This is a genomic window from Paraburkholderia sp. MPAMCS5 (assembly GCF_036016995.1).
Classification (GTDB): domain Bacteria; phylum Pseudomonadota; class Gammaproteobacteria; order Burkholderiales; family Burkholderiaceae; genus Paraburkholderia.
The window spans coordinates 96,398-113,249 of the sequence record NZ_JAYXBK010000011.1 but is presented as its reverse complement, the minus strand read 5'-3'; the positions used below and the strand labels follow the sequence as shown (position 1 = coordinate 113,249).

General features: G+C 63.6%; 18 protein-coding genes. 13 read left to right on the top strand and 5 right to left on the bottom strand.

What is annotated here, in order from left to right; all coding sequences use genetic code 11:
* Positions 1–145 precede the first annotated feature (145 nt).
* The 7 genes from VOM14_RS22750 (at position 146) to ptsP (ending at position 7,747) form a co-directional block, all read left to right on the top strand.
* The gene (locus tag VOM14_RS22750) at positions 146–484 is read left to right on the top strand and encodes a P-II family nitrogen regulator (RefSeq protein ID WP_230508317.1); all 339 of its coding nucleotides are present in this window, start codon (positions 146–148) and stop codon (positions 482–484) included.
* A 44-nt stretch (positions 485–528) separates the two neighbouring features.
* Complete coding sequence (locus VOM14_RS22745; RefSeq protein ID WP_327631003.1) at positions 529–2,040, top strand: ammonium transporter; 1,512 nt, start codon at positions 529–531, stop codon at positions 2,038–2,040.
* Positions 2,041–2,285: 245 nt separating this feature from the next.
* Positions 2,286–3,575, top strand: a complete 1,290-nt coding sequence (gene gshA, locus VOM14_RS22740; protein ID WP_327631002.1) for a glutamate--cysteine ligase — start codon at positions 2,286–2,288, stop codon at positions 3,573–3,575.
* A gap of 117 nt (positions 3,576–3,692) precedes the next feature.
* The gene (gene gshB, locus VOM14_RS22735) at positions 3,693–4,649 is read left to right on the top strand and encodes a glutathione synthase (RefSeq protein ID WP_327631001.1); all 957 of its coding nucleotides are present in this window, start codon (positions 3,693–3,695) and stop codon (positions 4,647–4,649) included.
* 316 nt (positions 4,650–4,965) lie between these two features.
* Complete coding sequence (locus VOM14_RS22730) at positions 4,966–5,454, top strand: PTS sugar transporter subunit IIA (protein WP_327631000.1); 489 nt, start codon at positions 4,966–4,968, stop codon at positions 5,452–5,454.
* Between the two features lie 65 nt (positions 5,455–5,519).
* Positions 5,520–5,789 (top strand): HPr family phosphocarrier protein, encoded by a 270-nt coding sequence (locus tag VOM14_RS22725; protein ID WP_327630999.1) that lies wholly within the window; start codon positions 5,520–5,522, stop codon positions 5,787–5,789.
* 209 nt (positions 5,790–5,998) lie between these two features.
* Positions 5,999–7,747 carry a phosphoenolpyruvate--protein phosphotransferase gene (gene ptsP / locus VOM14_RS22720; protein ID WP_327630998.1) on the top strand — a complete coding sequence of 583 codons (1,749 nt, stop codon included), beginning with the start codon at positions 5,999–6,001 and terminating at the stop codon, positions 7,745–7,747.
* A 79-nt stretch (positions 7,748–7,826) separates the two neighbouring features.
* On the opposite strand, the gene VOM14_RS22715 is transcribed toward ptsP, so the two are convergent.
* From VOM14_RS22715 to gpmA, 3 genes are all read right to left on the bottom strand, one after another.
* Complete coding sequence (locus VOM14_RS22715) at positions 7,827–8,585, bottom strand: HesA/MoeB/ThiF family protein (protein ID WP_327630997.1); 759 nt, start codon at positions 8,583–8,585, stop codon at positions 7,827–7,829.
* A 76-nt stretch (positions 8,586–8,661) separates the two neighbouring features.
* Positions 8,662–10,236 carry a S41 family peptidase gene (locus VOM14_RS22710; RefSeq protein ID WP_327630996.1) on the bottom strand — a complete coding sequence of 525 codons (1,575 nt, stop codon included), beginning with the start codon at positions 10,234–10,236 and terminating at the stop codon, positions 8,662–8,664.
* Between the two features lie 362 nt (positions 10,237–10,598).
* Positions 10,599–11,345 carry a 2,3-diphosphoglycerate-dependent phosphoglycerate mutase gene (gene gpmA / locus VOM14_RS22705; protein ID WP_327630995.1) on the bottom strand — a complete coding sequence of 249 codons (747 nt, stop codon included), beginning with the start codon at positions 11,343–11,345 and terminating at the stop codon, positions 10,599–10,601.
* A gap of 137 nt (positions 11,346–11,482) precedes the next feature.
* Here gpmA and VOM14_RS22700 point away from each other — a divergent pair, with 137 nt between their 5' ends.
* The 5 genes from VOM14_RS22700 (at position 11,483) to VOM14_RS22680 (ending at position 14,455) form a co-directional block, all read left to right on the top strand.
* The gene (locus VOM14_RS22700; RefSeq protein WP_327630994.1) at positions 11,483–11,908 is read left to right on the top strand and encodes a rhodanese-like domain-containing protein; all 426 of its coding nucleotides are present in this window, start codon (positions 11,483–11,485) and stop codon (positions 11,906–11,908) included.
* Complete coding sequence (grxC, locus tag VOM14_RS22695; RefSeq protein WP_327630993.1) at positions 11,905–12,165, top strand: glutaredoxin 3; 261 nt, start codon at positions 11,905–11,907, stop codon at positions 12,163–12,165. The genes VOM14_RS22700 and grxC overlap by 4 nt, the downstream gene beginning before the upstream one ends.
* A gap of 150 nt (positions 12,166–12,315) precedes the next feature.
* Positions 12,316–12,792, top strand: coding sequence for a protein-export chaperone SecB (gene secB / locus VOM14_RS22690; RefSeq protein WP_327630992.1), 477 nt, complete (start codon positions 12,316–12,318; stop codon positions 12,790–12,792).
* Positions 12,793–12,813: 21 nt separating this feature from the next.
* Positions 12,814–13,812, top strand: a complete 999-nt coding sequence (locus tag VOM14_RS22685) for an NAD(P)H-dependent glycerol-3-phosphate dehydrogenase (protein ID WP_327630991.1) — start codon at positions 12,814–12,816, stop codon at positions 13,810–13,812.
* A 118-nt stretch (positions 13,813–13,930) separates the two neighbouring features.
* Positions 13,931–14,455, top strand: a complete 525-nt coding sequence (locus VOM14_RS22680) for an O-acetyl-ADP-ribose deacetylase (RefSeq protein ID WP_327630990.1) — start codon at positions 13,931–13,933, stop codon at positions 14,453–14,455.
* A 26-nt stretch (positions 14,456–14,481) separates the two neighbouring features.
* Here the strand turns inward: VOM14_RS22680 and trmL are convergent, their stop codons facing one another.
* Together trmL and VOM14_RS22670 are read right to left on the bottom strand one after the other, a co-directional pair.
* A complete protein-coding gene (trmL, locus tag VOM14_RS22675) occupies positions 14,482–14,952 on the bottom strand; it encodes a tRNA (uridine(34)/cytosine(34)/5-carboxymethylaminomethyluridine(34)-2'-O)-methyltransferase TrmL (RefSeq protein ID WP_327630989.1) in 471 nt (156 codons plus the stop codon).
* Positions 14,953–14,970: 18 nt separating this feature from the next.
* Complete coding sequence (locus VOM14_RS22670; RefSeq protein ID WP_327630988.1) at positions 14,971–15,756, bottom strand: ComF family protein; 786 nt, start codon at positions 15,754–15,756, stop codon at positions 14,971–14,973.
* A gap of 84 nt (positions 15,757–15,840) precedes the next feature.
* Between VOM14_RS22670 and VOM14_RS22665 the strand changes: the two genes are divergently transcribed.
* A complete protein-coding gene (locus VOM14_RS22665) occupies positions 15,841–16,806 on the top strand; it encodes a methyltransferase domain-containing protein (protein ID WP_327630987.1) in 966 nt (321 codons plus the stop codon).
* Positions 16,807–16,852: the final 46 nt, after the last annotated feature.

Genomic DNA, 16,852 nt, shown 5'->3' with positions numbered 1-16,852 from the left:
ACCGGCAGCGGAACGAGACCAAGCGGAACGGATTACTGCGACGCAAGCGGTCGTGAGCGGGTCAGGCAGCGGCTCACGCAAACGGGTTCAGCAACGGGTTAGCAACGGGTTAGCAACGGGTTAGCAACTAAGCGAGAGGGATTTCATGAAACTCATCACCGCAATCATCAAGCCGTTCAAGCTCGACGAGGCGCGCGAAGCCTTGTCGGCCATCGGCGTCTCGGGCATCACGGTGACCGAGGTCAAGGGCTTCGGCCGCCAGAAGGGCCACACGGAGCTGTATCGGGGCGCCGAATATGTCGTCGATTTTCTGCCGAAGGTGAAGATCGAGGCGGCGGTCGCGGACGACATCGTCGATCAGGCGATCGAGGCGCTGGAGCGCGCGGCGCGCACCGGCAAGATCGGCGACGGCAAGATTTTCGTTACGCCGATCGAGCAGGTGATCCGCATTCGCACCGGGGAGACCGGCGCAGACGCGCTGTAACACATAAAGATAGCGACACAGATAGCGACAAGAGGAAACGAAAGATGCGCAAATTATTGATGTCCTTGCTGATGGCCGGTTCGCTGCTCGCGGGCGGTATCGGCGCCGCCCTCGCGGACGACGCTTCCGCCCCCGCAGCCGCTTCGGCTGCGACTTCCGCCGCCGCTTCGGACACGGCCGCAAGCGCGCCGGCAGCGGACGCCTCGGCTGCCGCAACGGCTTCGGCTCCCGCGGCGGAAGCCTCCGCGGCACCTGCGGCCAGCGCCGCCGCAGCCGCATCCGGAGCATCGGACGCCGCGCCTGCCGCGCCCACCGCGCCGTTCTCGGTCGATTCGTCGAAGATCAATTCGGGCGACACCGCCTGGATGCTGACCTCCACCGCGCTCGTGCTGTTCATGACGATCCCCGGTCTCGCGCTCTTCTACGGCGGCATGGTCCGCAAGAAGAACGTGCTCGCCACGCTCATGCAGAGCTTTGCGATTACCTGCCTCGTGACGATCATCTGGACGGTGGTGGGCTACAGCCTCGCCTTCACGCCGGGCGGCTCGTTCATCGGCGGCTTCTCGCGCGTCTTCATGGCGGGCATGACCTACATCAAGGGCGACAAGGCCACGACGCTGACCGTCAGCCATCTCGCGCCGACGATCCCGGAAACGGTCTACTTCGTCTATCAGATGACGTTCGCGATCATCACCCCGGCGTTGATCACCGGCGCGTTTGCCGACCGTATGAAGTTCTCGGCGATGCTGGTGTTCATGTCGCTGTGGTCGATCATCGTCTACGCGCCGGTCGCGCATATGGTCTGGGAACCGACCGGCTGGCTGGCCAGCGCGGGCATCCTCGACTTCGCGGGCGGCACGGTGGTGCACATCAACGCCGGTGTCGCCGGTCTGGTCTGCTGTCTGGTGCTCGGCAAGCGCATCGGCTATGGCCGCGAGGCGATGGCGCCGCATAACCTCACGCTCACGCTGATTGGCGGCGCGATGCTGTGGGTGGGCTGGTTCGGCTTCAACGCGGGTTCGGCGGTGGCGGCGGACGGCCGTGCCGGCTTCGCGATGTTCGCCACGCAAGTCGCGACGGCGGCCGCGGCGCTCGCCTGGATGTTCGCGGAATGGGCGACGAAGGGTAAGCCGTCGGTGCTCGGTATCGTGTCGGGCGCGGTGGCGGGTCTGGTGGCGATCACGCCGGCTTCGGGCTTCGTCGGGACGCTCGGCGCGCTGGTGATCGGCATCGTGGCAGGCGTGGTCTGCTTCTGGTCGGCCACGTGGCTCAAGCACAAGCTCGGCTACGACGATTCGCTCGACGCCTTCGGCGTGCACGGCATCGGCGGGATCGTGGGCGCGCTGCTGACCGGCGTGTTCGCGGTGAAGGACATCGGCGGCTTCGACGGCAGCGTTCTGCTGCAAGCCAAGGGCGTGCTGACCACGTTGATCTACAGCGGCGTGGTCAGCTTCGTCCTGCTCAAGATCATTGACATGGTGATGGGCATTCGCGTCACGGAAGAACAGGAACGCGAAGGCCTCGACGTCAGCCTGCACGGCGAACACGTCGAATAAACACAGGCCTGGCGAGCCCGCGCTCCCGGGTTCGGCCAGCGCCAGCGACACGTTCAAGCACAGCGATTCAAGCCCGCCTTTCTGGCGGGCTTTTTTCTTGCTCGTCATCTTGTTAACAGCACTTTTCGCTGTCTATCATGGCAATAGAGAGAATGCATTCCGGCTAGCTTGCGAATGGAGAAACCGTCCCCAAATGGACAAAGCATTTGCTCTACAATCTTTTTTCTCCAGTCTGCGAGTGATCAATGGTTCCGCACCTAGTTACGGCGTTAAACGGCCCGCTGCTCGATCTTGAGCGGAAGATCCTCGACGCTACGCCCGCAATCGAACGCTGGTTCCGGCTCGAGTGGCAGGAGCACACGCCGCCTTTCTATTGTTCGGTCGACCTGCGCAACGCGGGTTTCAAGCTCGCGCCCGTCGACACCAATCTGTTTCCCGGCGCTTTCAACAATCTGCCGCAGGAAGTGCTGCCGCTTGCCGTGCAGGCGGCCATGGCGTCGATCGAAAAAATCTGCCCGGACGCCAAGAATCTGCTCGTGATTCCCGAGCGCCACACGCGCAACGCGTTCTATCTGGAGAACGTCGCGCGGCTCGCCGCGATCATGCGTCAGGCCGGTTTGAACGTGCGCTTCGGCACGCTGGACGAAAGCATCAACGGGCCGGTCACCATTGCGTTGTCGGACGGCCAGAAGCTCGTGCTCGAACCGCTCGAACGCTCGCAGCGGCGCCTGGGACTCAAGAATTTCGACCCGTGCTCGATCCTCCTGAACAACGACCTGTCGGGCGGCATTCCGCCGGTGCTTGAAAATCTGCACGAGCAGTATCTGCTGCCGCCGCTGCATGCCGGCTGGGCCGTTCGCCGCAAATCGACGCACTTCTCGTGCTATGACGACGTTGCGAAGAAGTTCTCGAAAATGGTCGAGATCGATCCGTGGATGATCAATCCGTATTTCGCGCATGTGGAAGGCGTCGACTTCCAGGAGCGCACGGGCGAAGAAGCGCTGACCGAGGCGATTGACGGCGTGTTGAAGAAGATCGCGAAAAAGTATCGCGAGTACGGTATTTCCGAAAAACCGTATGTCGTCATCAAGTCGGACGCGGGCACCTACGGGATGGGCGTGATGACGGTGCACGACGCGTCGGAAGTAGCGGCGCTCACCAAGCGCGAACGCGCGAAAATGGCCGCCACCAAAGACGGTCTCGAAGTGCACGACGTGATCGTGCAGGAAGGCGTGTACACGTTCGAGCGCATCGGCGAGGAAGTGGCCGAGCCGGTCGTGTATATGATCGACCGGTACGTGGTGGGCGGGTTCTACCGCGTGCACGGCAGCCGCGAGCGCGACCAGAATCTGAACGCGCCGGGCATGCACTTCGTGCCGCTCGGCTTCGAGCACACGGCGTTGCCGGATGCGCACGCGAAGCCCGGCGCGGCACCGCCGAACCGCTTCTATATGTACGGCGTGGTGGCGCGGCTCGGCCTCCTGGCGGCATCGGTCGAACTGGAAAAGACCGACCCGGAAGCCATTCAGGTTTAAATCCGAACCGTGGAAGGCGGCAGGCGGCGCGCATGCCGCTCGTGCCATTTTCAGCGAGGGCCTCCACGGTCAACTTCACGATCAACGCCAGGCCCAGCAGGGCGCAACGGAACCTTCATGGACATTCTTTTCATCGCCGATCCGCTCACGCAGTTCAAGATCTACAAGGACTCCACTTACGCGATGATGGCCGAGGCCGCGCGCCGCGGCCATACGCTGCACTTCTGCGAGCCGAAGCATCTGGCGTGGACGGGCGGCGACGTCGAAGCGAACGTGCAGCGCTTTACGATCACCGGCGACGCGACCGATCTGCATCGCGACGTCTGGTATGCGGCCGAAGCCGCCGCGCCGCGCGCGCTGAAAAGCTTCGGCGCGGTGCTGATGCGCAAAGACCCGCCGTTCGACATGGAATACGTCACGTCCACGTGGCTGCTGGAATTGGCCGAGCGGGCCGGCGCGCGCATCTTCAACAAGCCGCAGGCCATTCGCGATCATTCGGAAAAGCTCGCCATCGGCGAGTTCGCGGAATTCGTCGCGCCCACGCTGGTGACGCGCGACCCGGCGCGCCTGCGCGCGTTCCACGAGCAGCACGGCGACGTGATTCTGAAACCGCTCGACGGCATGGGCGGCATGGGCGTCTTCCGTGTGAAAGCGGACGGCATGAACCTCGGTTCCATCATCGAAATGTTGAGCCACGACGGCGCGCGTACGGTGATGGCGCAGAAGTTCATCCCCGAAATCAAGGACGGCGACAAGCGCATTCTGCTGATCGGCGGCGAGGCCGTGCCGTATTCGCTCGCCCGCATTCCGCAAGGCAGCGAGGTGCGCGGCAATCTGGCGGCGGGTGGGCTGGGCGTCGCGCGGCCGCTGTCCGGACAGGATCGCAAGATCGCCGATACGCTCGCGCCGGTGCTCGCGGCACGCGGTCTGCTGCTCGTTGGACTGGACGCAATCGGCGACTGGCTCACCGAAGTGAACGTGACGAGCCCGACGTGCTTCCGCGAGATCACGGACCAGACGGGCTTCGACGTCGCCGCCATGTTCATCGACGCGCTGGAGCGCGCGGCCGGCTGAATCGGGCGCGGCTGAATGGCCGAATGTGAGCCGCGGCCCCGAACTGCGTCACTGACGAACCAGCAGGCCGGCTGCCGATCCGCATGGCGCGGGACGCCGGCGTTGACGCCAAAATGGGCCTGCTACAATGCCCGCTCTCCGCGTCAAGTTGTACACGTGGCTCCGGCACGGCGTCATGCGCATGCACGTTGAACACCGCGCCGCTCGTGAAATGGTGCATTCCCGGCTCTCATGGCCCACGGCCGGTCGAGGGCGCAGGTGAATCGGACCCGGTTCCGATCCACGTTTGGGGCCGTCTTTTTGCAGTAAGGCTGACATGGCAGGCATTCTGATCATTGCGCACGCTCCTTTTGCCACCGCGTTGCGCGACTGTATTTCGCATATCTATGGTGGCCTGCCGGCTCGCATCGGCGTGATCGACGTCTCGCCGGACTGCGATCCCGCACAGATGGTCGCTTTCGCGCAGTCGGAAATCGAGCGTCTGAAGGAAGAGAACGGCGCGCTCGTGCTGACCGACATGTTCGGCGCGACGCCGGCGAACATCGCGGGGCGGCTTGCCTCGGTGCAAGACGTGCGCGTGCTGTGCGGCGTCAATCTGCCGATGCTGGTGCGCGCGGTCTGTTATCGCGCAACGCCGCTCGACACGCTGGTGGACAAAGCGCTCGCCGGCGCGACCAAAGGCGTGCACGCGATCGGACCGGCAACAGCCGCGCCCGCCGAGGCCGCTGCTGTCGCCGGCGACTGTCTGCCCGCGTTGCCGCCCGACGCGGACCTCGCGCAGAAGACGGGGCCGGCAGGCTTGTAGTCGATCGTATTGTTCTGGCAGTTTCACTTTTCACAACAACACTTACCCGCGCTTCGGACCTACACATGCTGCAACAGGAAACGACTATTGTGAACAAGCTGGGGTTGCACGCGCGCGCGTCGGCCAAGTTGACGCAACTCGCGGGCGGCTACCAGTCGGAAATCTGGATGAGCCGCAATGGCCGCCGTATCAATGCGAAAAGCATCATGGGTGTGATGATGCTCGCCGCGGGCATCGGCAGCACGGTGCTGATCGAAACGGAAGGCACCGACGAAAAGGACGCCATGGACGCATTGCTGAAACTGATCGCCGATAAATTCGGCGAAGGTCAGTAAGCTCGCGGATCGAGATCGCAATGAATGAAAACGCCGCGGCTATCCCGCGGCGTTTTTTTTGCGCGGCTTACTTTTAATTACGGCATTTCGTGCTGCGCTGCACACACCATTCGCATGCGTGCGCGGGGGCGTGGAATTTATAATGTCGACGAGAGTCTGAGAGCATTGCAGCGGTTTGCCGCGGCATCACACAACTAGAGGAGGTGCGCGTGTCCTTCACGCTGCATGGAATTCCCGTGTCACGCGGTATCGCCATCGGGCGGGCCTATCTGATCGCCCCGGCTGCACTTGACGTAGACCACTATCTGATCGAGCACGCCCAGATCGAGGGCGAGGTCGAACGGTTCCGCGCGGCCCAGCAACGTGTGCATCAGGAGCTGGACGCCTTGCGCGCCGACCTCGCCGCCGATGCGCCCAGTGAAATGGGCGCCTTCATCAACGTTCATTCAATGATCCTTAACGACGCCATGCTCGTTCAGGAAACCATCGACCTGATCCGCACGCGCCGCTACAACGTGGAATGGGCGCTGACCGAACAACTCGAACGGCTGTCGCGTCATTTCGACGATATCGAAGACGAATACCTGCGCGAGCGCAAAGCCGACATCGAGCAAGTGGTGGAGCGCGTGTTGAAGGCGCTGGCGGGCGCGTCGGCCACGCTCGTGGATGGCGTGCACGGCGCGTGCGACGAAATGATCGTGGTCGCGCACGACATCGCGCCCGCCGACATGATGCAGTTCAAAACGCAAACGTTCCAGGGCTTCGTCACCGACCTGGGCGGCCGCACGTCGCATACGGCTATCGTCGCGCGCAGTCTGGGCATTCCGGCGGCGGTCGGCGTGCAGCACGCGAGCGCGCTGATTCGCCAGGACGATCTGATTATCGTGGACGGCGATCACGGCATTGTGATCGTCGATCCCGCGCCGATCGTGCTGGAGGAATACTCGTATCGTCAGAGCGAAAAAGCGCTTGAGCAGCGCAAGTTGCAACGCCTCAAATTTTCGCCGACACAAACGCTCTGCGGCACGCGCATCGAGCTGTGCGCGAACATCGAATTGCCGGAAGACGCGCGCGCGGCGCTCGACGCCGGCGCGACCGGCGTGGGCCTCTTTCGCACCGAGTTTCTGTTCATGAATCACAAGGACCGCTTGCCCGAAGAGGAAGAGCAGTTCGAAGCCTATCGGCGCGCAGTCGAGTTGATGAACGGTCTGCCGGTCACGATCCGCACAGTCGACGTCGGCGCGGACAAGCCGCTCGATTCCATGACTGGCGGCGACGGTTATGAAACCGCGCCGAATCCGGCGCTGGGTCTCAGAGCGATTCGCTGGAGCCTGTCCGAGCCGCAAATGTTTCTCACGCAACTGCGCGCGATTCTTCGTGCGTCGGCGTTCGGCTCGGTGAAGATTCTGGTGCCGATGCTCGCGCATGCGCAGGAGATCGATCAAACGCTGGATCTGATCCGCGAAGCCAAGCGTCAACTGGACGACGCCGGCATTGCGTACAACCCGAACGTGCAGGTCGGCGCGATGATCGAAATTCCGGCCGCCGCGATTGCGTTGCCGCTCTTTCTGAAGCGGCTCGATTTCCTGTCCATCGGCACGAACGATCTGATCCAGTACACGCTCGCCATCGACCGCGCGGACAATTCGGTCGCGCATCTGTACGACCCGCTGCATCCGGCGGTGCTGCATCTGATCGCGTTCACGTTGCGCGAGGCGAAGCGCGCGGGCGTGCCGGCGTCGGTGTGCGGCGAAATGGCGGGCGATCCGACGTTGACACGTCTATTGCTCGGCATGGGCCTCACCGAGTTTTCGATGCATCCGAGTCAATTGCTGGAGGTCAAGCAGGAAGTCTTGCGCTCGCATCTGAAGACGCTGGAGAAGCCGGTGGCCGACGTGCTGGCCGCTTTCGAACCCGAAGAAGTGCAGGCCGCGCTCAAGCGTGTGATGCAAGCTTGATAGCCGCGCCTTGAATGAGAAACGCCGCACATGTGCGGCGTTTCTCATTGTTGTGGCTTCCGGTCGGGCTCATGCGCGCTCAGCTTGCGTGACGTTCTCCGCACACGGGGCAATCCGGCTGACGCGCAATTCGCATGGTGGTCCACTCCATGCGCAGCGAGTCGAGCATGGTGAGCCGGCCTGTCAGCGGCGTGCCGATTCCGCCGATCACTTTCAACGCTTCAGCCGCCTGCATCGACCCGATAATGCCGACCGTGGGCGCGAACACGCCCATGGTCGAACACGCGACTTCCTCGAATGGCTGGTCTTCCGGAAACACGCATGCGTAGCACGGCGAGGCTTCGTCGCGGAAATCGAAGGTGCTGATCTGGCCGTCGAAGCGCAACGCCGCGCCCGACACGAGCGGCACGCCGTGTTTCACACACGCGCGATTGATCGCGTGGCGCGTGGCGAAGTTGTCCGTGCAATCGAGCACGACGGTAGCGCCCGGCACTTCGCGGTCGAGCCAGGTATCGTCGACGCGTTCGGCCACAGTGTCGACTCGCACTTCGGGGTTGATCTGCGCGAGCATGTCGCGGCCGGAATCCACCTTCTTGCGTCCGACCGACGCGCTTACATGCAGGATCTGGCGTTGCAGATTGGTGAGGTCGACCGTATCGGCATCGACCAGCGTCAAGCGTCCGACGCCGGCTGCCGCGAGGTACATTGCGACGGGCGAGCCCAGCCCACCCGCACCGACGACGATGGCGCGAGCATCGATAAAACGCTGCTGCGCCTCGATGCCGATTTCGTCGACGAGAATGTGGCGGGAATAGCGAAGGAGTTGATCGTCATTCATGGCGGGGTGTTGCGCCGTGTCTTCGCGACAAACTTCGCCGCGAAGACACGTGAGGTCGTGCTGCGTATCGTGCTGCTTACTTGCCTTGCGTGGCCGGAGCCGATGCCGGTGCGGCATTCGACGCGCCCGGCACCGGTTGCGTCGGCTTCACCGCGACCGGTGCGGACGCCGACGTGGCCGGCTTGCTCTGCGCGAGACGACGCTCGGTCAGCGACTTCGATTCCTGCACCGGCTTGCCTTCGAGCTTGCTCAGAGCCTGTTGCAACATGAAGTCGTCGGCGGAACCGAATTCGACCGGCTTGCGCTCGCGGTCCTTCTGACGCTGTTCCGGCGTTTTCTTGTCGTTCTGCTCTTCGAGTTGGCGCAACTGGTCCATGCGGTCCTGCTCGCGCTTCTCGGCTTCCTTCTTCTCGTTCGGGTCTTGCGTGTTGGCAAGGTGATTCGAGTAGTCGACTTCGCGCGTGACGAGCGCGTCGTCCGGATCGCCTTCGGCGTATTGATCCACCGCGATGTCAGGACGGATGCCCTTGTTCTGGATCGAGCGGCCGCTCGGCGTGTAGTAGTACGCCGTGGTCAGACGCAGCGCGGTGTCGGCAGTCATGGGGCGCACGGTCTGCACCGAGCCCTTGCCGAAGGTGGTCTTGCCGACGATCAGCGCGCGGTGTTGATCCTGCAGCGCGCCCGCGACGATCTCCGAAGCCGACGCCGAGTAGGCGTTGGTCAGCACGATCATGGGCACCGTCTTGAAGATCGGCGCTTCGTCTTTCAGCGGATCGCTGTCGAAGGACTGCAGACGGTAGTTGTCGTAAGTGTCGCGATAGACCTGCTTCGAATCCGGAATCTGGCCGTTAGTGGATACGACGACCGAGTTAGGCGGCAGGAACGCGCCCGCCACGCCGACCGCGCTTTGCAGCAGACCGCCGCCGTTGTTGCGCAGATCGAGTACGAGGCCCTTCAGGTTCGGCTGCTGACGCGCGATGTCTTGCAGACGCGCGGCCAGATCAGGTGTGGTGCGTTCCTGGAAGCTCGTGATACGCACATACGCATAGCCCGGCGCCAGGATCTTCATCTTGACCGACTGCACCTTGATCACGGCGCGCGTGACGGTGAGCGGGAAGGTGCGGTCGTCGGTCTTGCGGAAGATGGTGAGCGTGACCTTGGTGCCCGGCTCGCCGCGCATCTGCTTGACGGCCTGATCGAGCGTCATGCCGCGCACGGGCTTGTCGTTGATGCGCGTGATCAGGTCGCCCGGACGAATGCCGGCGCGGAACGCGGGCGTGTCTTCGATTGGCGAGATCACCTTGATCAGGCCGTCTTCCGACGAAATTTCAATGCCGAGGCCAGCGAAGCGACCTTTGGTCTGCTCCTGCAATTCCTCGTAATCGGTCTTGTCCAGATAGGACGAATGCGGGTCGAGGCTCGACACCATGCCTTTGATCGCGGCGGTGAGGAGCTTTTTATCGTCGACGGGTTCGACGTACTCGTGCTTGATTTGCCCGAACACTTCGGCAAAGAGCCTGAGCTGGTCCAGCGGCAGCGGAGTGGCGGCGCTGGCGGGTTGCTGGGCCGAGGCCGAAAGTTGCAGGGTGGCAAATACACCGGTAGCAAGGCCCGCGGCGATCAGGCCGATATTTTTCAGGTTCTTTCGCATAGAGTCTGTTGCGGTCGGAAGCGCGTGGCAGCGTCGATAGAGATGGGGACGGACAAGTATAACTGCACACCCGCCCACAGAGGGCGCGGCGCAGGCAATCGTGATTCGACAGCGCGAAGCCGCTCAGGTTCGGCGTTACGCGCGCGCGGTGCGCAAGCGCGTGCGCCGCAACCCGCGGATGGCGCGAGAATGGCGCGCTTGACAAAAACGGACCACGTCAACCGGTATGTCTTGCCGGTCGGCGTGATCCATTGGTCGCGTCGAGTTGCCTTTACCTTGAAGGCCGCACGCTGCTGCATTAATTGCCACGTTCTCTAACAAAGTAGAGCGCAAAGCGGCAGCGGCGCGCGGCGCGAGCGGAATCAGCCCGCCTTGCCTTGCTTGGCGACAGCCGCCTGCGCTTTGGCGATCGCTTCCTGGTCGCCCAGATAGTAGTGCTTGATGGGCTTCAGGTTTTCGTCGAGTTCATAGACGAGCGGCACGCCGTTCGGAATGTTCAGCCCGACGATGTCGTCGTCCGAAATATTGTCGAGGTACTTCACCAGCGCGCGGATCGAGTTGCCGTGCGCGGCGATCACCACCTTGCGCCCCGACTTGATGGCCGGCGCGATCGACTCGTTCCACAGCGGCAGCACGCGCGCCACGGTGTCTTTCAGGCACTCGGTGAGCGGCAACTGCTCGCGCGGCACCTTCGCGTAGCGCGGATCGTCGTAGGGCGCGCGCTCGTCCGTCGGCTCCAGCGCGGGCGGCGGGGTGTCGTAGCTGCGGCGCCAGACGAGCACTTGCTCGTCGCCGAATTTCGCCGCGGTTTCGGCCTTGTTCAGACCCGACAGCGCGCCGTAGTGGCGCTCGTTCAGCCGCCATGAATGCACGACGGGGATGTACATCTGGTCCATCTGGTCCTGCACGTGCCACAGCGTGCGGACCGCGCGCTTCAGCACCGACGTGTAGGCGATGTCGAACGCGTAGCCGGATTCCTTGAGCAGCATGCCCGCCTGCTGCGCTTCGCGGTTGCCCTGTTCGGTGAGGTCGACGTCGACCCAGCCCGTGAAGCGGTTTTCCTTGTTCCACGTCGATTCGCCGTGGCGGATGAGAACGAGTTTGTACATAAGATTGCCGGTCGGTAGTGAGGAAGCGGTAGAGCGCTGCGAGGTGCTCGTCGAGGAGCGTCGCCATCGCGTCAGACGGTTATTTTATAATGGCTGGATTGCCCTTTTCGATTTCTCTCTTTTTCGGCGGATTTTCCGTGAAGTTTTTCACTGATTACTCAAACCTTGTCCTGATCGCGATCCTCATCATCTCCGGCGGATTGCTGCTGTGGCCGACCATCACCCGGCGCGGCCGCGGCGGCCTCTCGGCGGCCCAGGCCACGCAACTGATCAACCGCCGCAACGCGGCGGTGATCGACCTGCGTCCGTCGGCCGACTACGCCAAGGGCCATCTGCCCGCGGCGCGGCACCTCGAGTTCGCCGAGTTGCAAGCAAAAGTCGCCCAACTCGTGAAGAATAAGAACAACCCCGTGCTGCTGGTGTGCCAGACCGGCCAGCAGTCGAACAAGGCGGCGCGCATCGTGCAGGACGCGGGATTCGCGGAAGTCCACGTTCTCGAAGGCGGCGTCGACGCGTGGCAGAAGGCCGGCATGCCGGTGGTGAAACAAGGAGTAGCCAAGTGAACAAAGTGATCATGTACAGCACGCAGGTGTGCCCGTATTGCCAGATGGCCGAACGTCTTTTAAAGTCGCGCGGCGTCGAGCATATTGAAAAAGTACTGATCGACAAGGACCCGGCCCGTCGTGAGGAAATGATGACCCGGACCGGTCGTCGCACGGTGCCGCAGGTGTACATCGGCGAGACGCATGTCGGCGGATACGACGACCTTTCCGCGCTCGATCGCGCGGGCGGTTTGACGCCTCTGCTCGAAGCCGCCTGAATCCGCGCGCCTCTGCGCGCGTGTCCCGGCGGGTGAAACACAAGTCGGCGCAGCGTCGCCCCGAGAGGGCAGGCGGCGCGCCGCAACTATCTGGCGGCCCGTGAGTTCATGGGCCGCCGCTACGCATACCTATCAGGGAATCACTTCATCATGTCCGACGAGAATAACCAGCCGTTCTTCAACATCCAACGCATTTACCTGAAGGACATGTCGCTTGAGCAGCCGAATTCGCCGGCTATTTTCCTCGAGCAGGATATGCCGTCGGTCGAAGTGGAAGTCGACGTGAAGGCCGAGCGCCTTGCCGAGACCGTGTTCGAAATCCTGGTCACGGGCACCGTGACGGCCAAGGTCGCGGACAAGGTTGCGTTCCTGATCGAAGCCAAGCAAGCCGGTATTTTCGACATCCGCAACATTCCCACTGAGCAGATCGATCCGCTCGTCGGCATTGCGTGCCCGACGATCCTGTTCCCGTACCTGCGCTCGAACATTGCCGACGCGATCACGCGCGCCGGCTTCCCGCCGATCCACCTCGCCGAAATCAACTTCCAGGCGCTCTACGAGCAACGCCTCGCGCAGATGAGCGGCCAGGACGGCGCGGCGGCGGCGCAAAACGGCGTCACGCACTAAGTGTCCCGGGCAGTGCCGGCCATGAAGGTTGCTGTCCTTGGAGCCGGCGCGTGGGGCACCGCCCTCGCCGGCCATCTGGCCGTTCGACACGACACCGTGTTGTGGGCGCGCGAGCCCGCGCTGGTCGCCGAACTCTGCGCTTCGCGCGAGAACGCCCGCTATCTGGCGGGCGTTGCTTTGCCGCCCGCGCTTCGCTATGAAGCGGATCTGAATGCATCGCTCGGCCACGCGCTCGCCGACGACGCGCTATGCGTCGTCGCCACGCCGGTGGCTGGACTGCGCGGTCTGTTCCGGTCGATGCGCGACGCCGGCCGCGTGCCGGCGCATGTCGTGTGGCTGTGCAAGGGCTTCGAAGCCGATTCGCAGTTGTTGCCGCATCAGGTGGTCGCGGCGGAACTGCCGCAGCACGGCAGCAATGGCGTGCTGTCGGGCCCGAGCTTTGCGCGCGAAGTCGGGCAGGGCTTGCCGGTCGCGCTGACTATCGCGAGCGCGTCGGCGGCGTGCCGCGAGCGCACGGTCGCCGCGTTCCATCACGGCGCAATGCGCATTTATACCGGCGACGACATCGTCGGCGTGGAAGTGGGCGGCGCGGTGAAGAACGTGCTGGCCATTGCGACCGGCATCGCGGACGGTCTCGGTCTCGGCCTGAATGCACGCGCGGCGCTGATCACGCGTGGCCTCGCTGAAATGTCGCGCCTCGGCGTGACGCTCGGCGGACGCGCGGAGACGTTCACGGGTTTGACCGGCCTGGGCGATCTGATTCTGACCGCAACGGGCGATCTGTCGCGCAACCGCACGGTCGGCGTGCAACTCGCCGCGGGCCGCTCGCTCGCGGACATTCTGGGCGGCCTCGGTCATGTGGCCGAAGGCGTGCGTTGCGCGCAGGCGGTTCTGGCAATCGCGCGCGCTCACGCAATCGACATGCCCATCACTCAGGCCGTGTGCGCCGTGCTGTTTGACGGCGTGGCGCCGCGCGACGCGGTCAACGCCCTGTTGCGGCGCGATTCCAAGGCCGAATAAGTTCTGCCGGATCTCTTCTCCGAGTCGTTTCAATCGGCCGTTCGGCGCGTAAAGCGCTGAACGGCTGTCTGTTCTCGCTGTCCACTGTGTATTGACGCTTCGGATCAGCGAGGTTCACATGCTCAGCATCGATCGTTGCACACTGGAAGCACGGGTAGCCGACATCACGACGCTCGAAGTGGATGCGATCGTCAACGCAGCCAATACCTCGCTGTTGGGCGGAGGCGGCGTGGACGGCGCCATTCACCGGGCGGCCGGCAAGGAGTTGCTGCACGAGTGCGAAACACTGGGGGGCTGCGCGACCGGCGACGCAAAGCTCACGCGCGGCTATCGTTTGCCGGCGAAATATGTGATTCACGCGGTGGGCCCGGTCTGGCGAGGCGGCACGCATGGCGAGGCGGACCTGCTCGCGTCGTGCTATCAGCGCGCGCTTGAAGTGGCGCGCGAGCCGCAGTGCGCGAGCATCGCCTTTCCCGCGATCAGTTGCGGCATCTACCGTTTTCCCGCCGATGAAGCAGTTCGAATCGCGGTGGAAACCGTGCTCGAAAATCTGCCGCGCATGCCGCAACTCGACCAGGTGATTTTCGCCTGCTTCGATCAGGCGATGTTCGAGCGCTATGAAGCCGAGTTGAAGCGTCGATGAGCGCCGTTAAGTGCCATCAGGCGTTGTTAGGCGCCGCCCTCGAAGCCCATCTGACGCCACGCTTCGAACACCACGATCGCGACGGTATTCGACAGATTCAGGCTGCGGTTGCCCGGACGCATCGGCAGGCGCACGCGTTGCTCGTTGGCGAACTGGCCGAGTACGGAGTCGGGCAGGCCGCGCGTTTCCGCGCCGAACACGAACCAGTCGCCGGATTGAAACGAGTGCTCGTGAAAGCGGCCCGAGCCGCGCGTGGTGAACGCGAACATGCGCGCCGGGTCCGGCGTTTCTTTTGCGACGAACGCGGCCCAGTCGGCGTGCACGTTCATTTGTGCATATTCGTGATAGTCAAGGCCGGCGCGGCGCAGCTTAGCGTCGTCGAGCGGAAAGCCGAGCGGCTCGATCAGATGCAGACGCGCGCCCGTATTCGCGCACAGGCGGATGACGTTGCCGGTGTTCGGCGGAATTTCCGGTTCGACGAGAACGACATTGAACATAAAGTGACCAGGTAGAAACTAGTTTTTCGGTGTGCGCAGCGCGACGAAGTTCGTGACCCGCCGCGCGCCTGCCGCTTTCAGCGTGCGAGCCAGCGCTTCGAGCGTCGCGCCGGTCGTCATCACATCGTCGACGATGCCCACGTGCAGCCCTTCCACGCTTCGAGCAAGCCTGAACGCGCGGCCCACGTTCAGGCGGCGCGCGTCCAGATCGAGCCGCGACTGCGGCGCGGTATCGATCACCCGGCACAGCAAGGTCGCGTCCGCGGGCACATGCAACGCGCGGGCCAACGGTCTGGCAATCTGCCACGCCTGGTTATAGCCGCGCTCGATCAACCGTTTGCTGGCGAGCGGCACAGGCGCGATCACGTCCGGGCAGTCGGACGGATCTTGACAGGCGTCTTGTGCAAGGCGCGCAAGACGCCGCGCGAACTCGTGGGCCAGCATCAACTGGGCGCGGAACTTGAGGCCGACGGCGAGCGTGTCAAGCGGCGCGCGATAGTCGGCGAGCGCGAAACTCGCGTCGAACGGCGGCGCTTCGGTGATGCAGCCCGCGCAACGGTAAGACGCGCGATGCTCTCTTCGCGCGGAAGGCAAAGCAGCCGCGCAAATGCGGCAACGCAGGGCGGCTTCGTTCCAGTACGCTTGGTCGCAAAAAGCGCACAACGTGTTATGCGACAAATTGCCGCACAGCGCGCAGGCGTTCGGCAGCACAGCCTGCATGACACGCGGCCACGCGGTGCCCAGACCGCGCGCGAATCGCGCGAACCGGTCGCCGGATAACGAAGAAGATGCTTGGATTGGCATGCCCGGACTGCCCGCAATGGCCTTTCACGCTGAATGGAAGAAAGCGAACGAGTATACTTCGGGCTCAACGCCAGTACGACACCCATGTCCCCAACTTCCGCTCAATCAGGCCGTCCGGCCTACGATTCCCGGCGCCTCAGGCGGATTTTCGACCGCCGCGCAGCGACCTTCGACGACGTCGCCTTCCTTCCGCGCGAAATCGCACAGCGTATGCGCGAGCGTCTCGACTACATCAAGGTCGCGCCGACGAGCGTGCTCGACGCCGGCTGCGGCGCGGGGGAAGACATTCCCGCGTTGCGCGAGCGCTTTCCGGAAGCGCCGGTGTTCGGCACGGATCTGTCGCGCGGCATGCTCGCGCGCGCGCTCCGCCACGATTCCGGCGACACGAGCTGGCGGCGCTTCCTGCCGGCCACGCTCGGCAAAGCGCTTGGCGCGCGCGGTCCGCGTTTCGCTCAGGCCGACTTTGCCGCGCTGCCGTTCGCGGGCGGCGCCTTCGAATTCATCTGGTCTAATCTCGCGCTTCACTGGCATTCGCGGCCCGATCTCGTGTTTCCCGAGTGGCAGCGCGTGCTCAAGGTGAACGGCCTGCTGATGTTCAGCACGCTCGGCCCCGACACGCTGAAGGAGTTGCGCGGTGCATACGCCGAAGTGGAGGCGGCGCATGGCGTCGGTTCGCACAAGCATGTGATTGACTTCGTCGACATGCATGATCTTGGCGACATGCTGGTAGAAAGCGGTTTCGAAATTCCCGTGATGGATCAGGAAACCATCACAATCACATATAAATCGCCCGAATCGCTGCTTGCGGACGTGCGCCGTTGGGGCGCGTATCCATTCGAGCGCGAAGTCGCCTCGGGCGCGGCGGCGCGCCGCTTGCACAAAGCCTTGCTGGCGGCGCTCGAAGCGCGCCGGCGCGGCGACGGCACGATCGCGCTGACCTTCGAGGTGATCTACGGACACGCGTGGAAGGCCGTGCCGCGAACGACCGCGGAAGGGCATGGCATCGTGCGAATAGAGGACATTGGACGGGGCTCGTCAAGGAATCGCTAAAGCGGTAAAGAGGGCATCTGTTATGTCTGAAATTACCGTTTCCAAA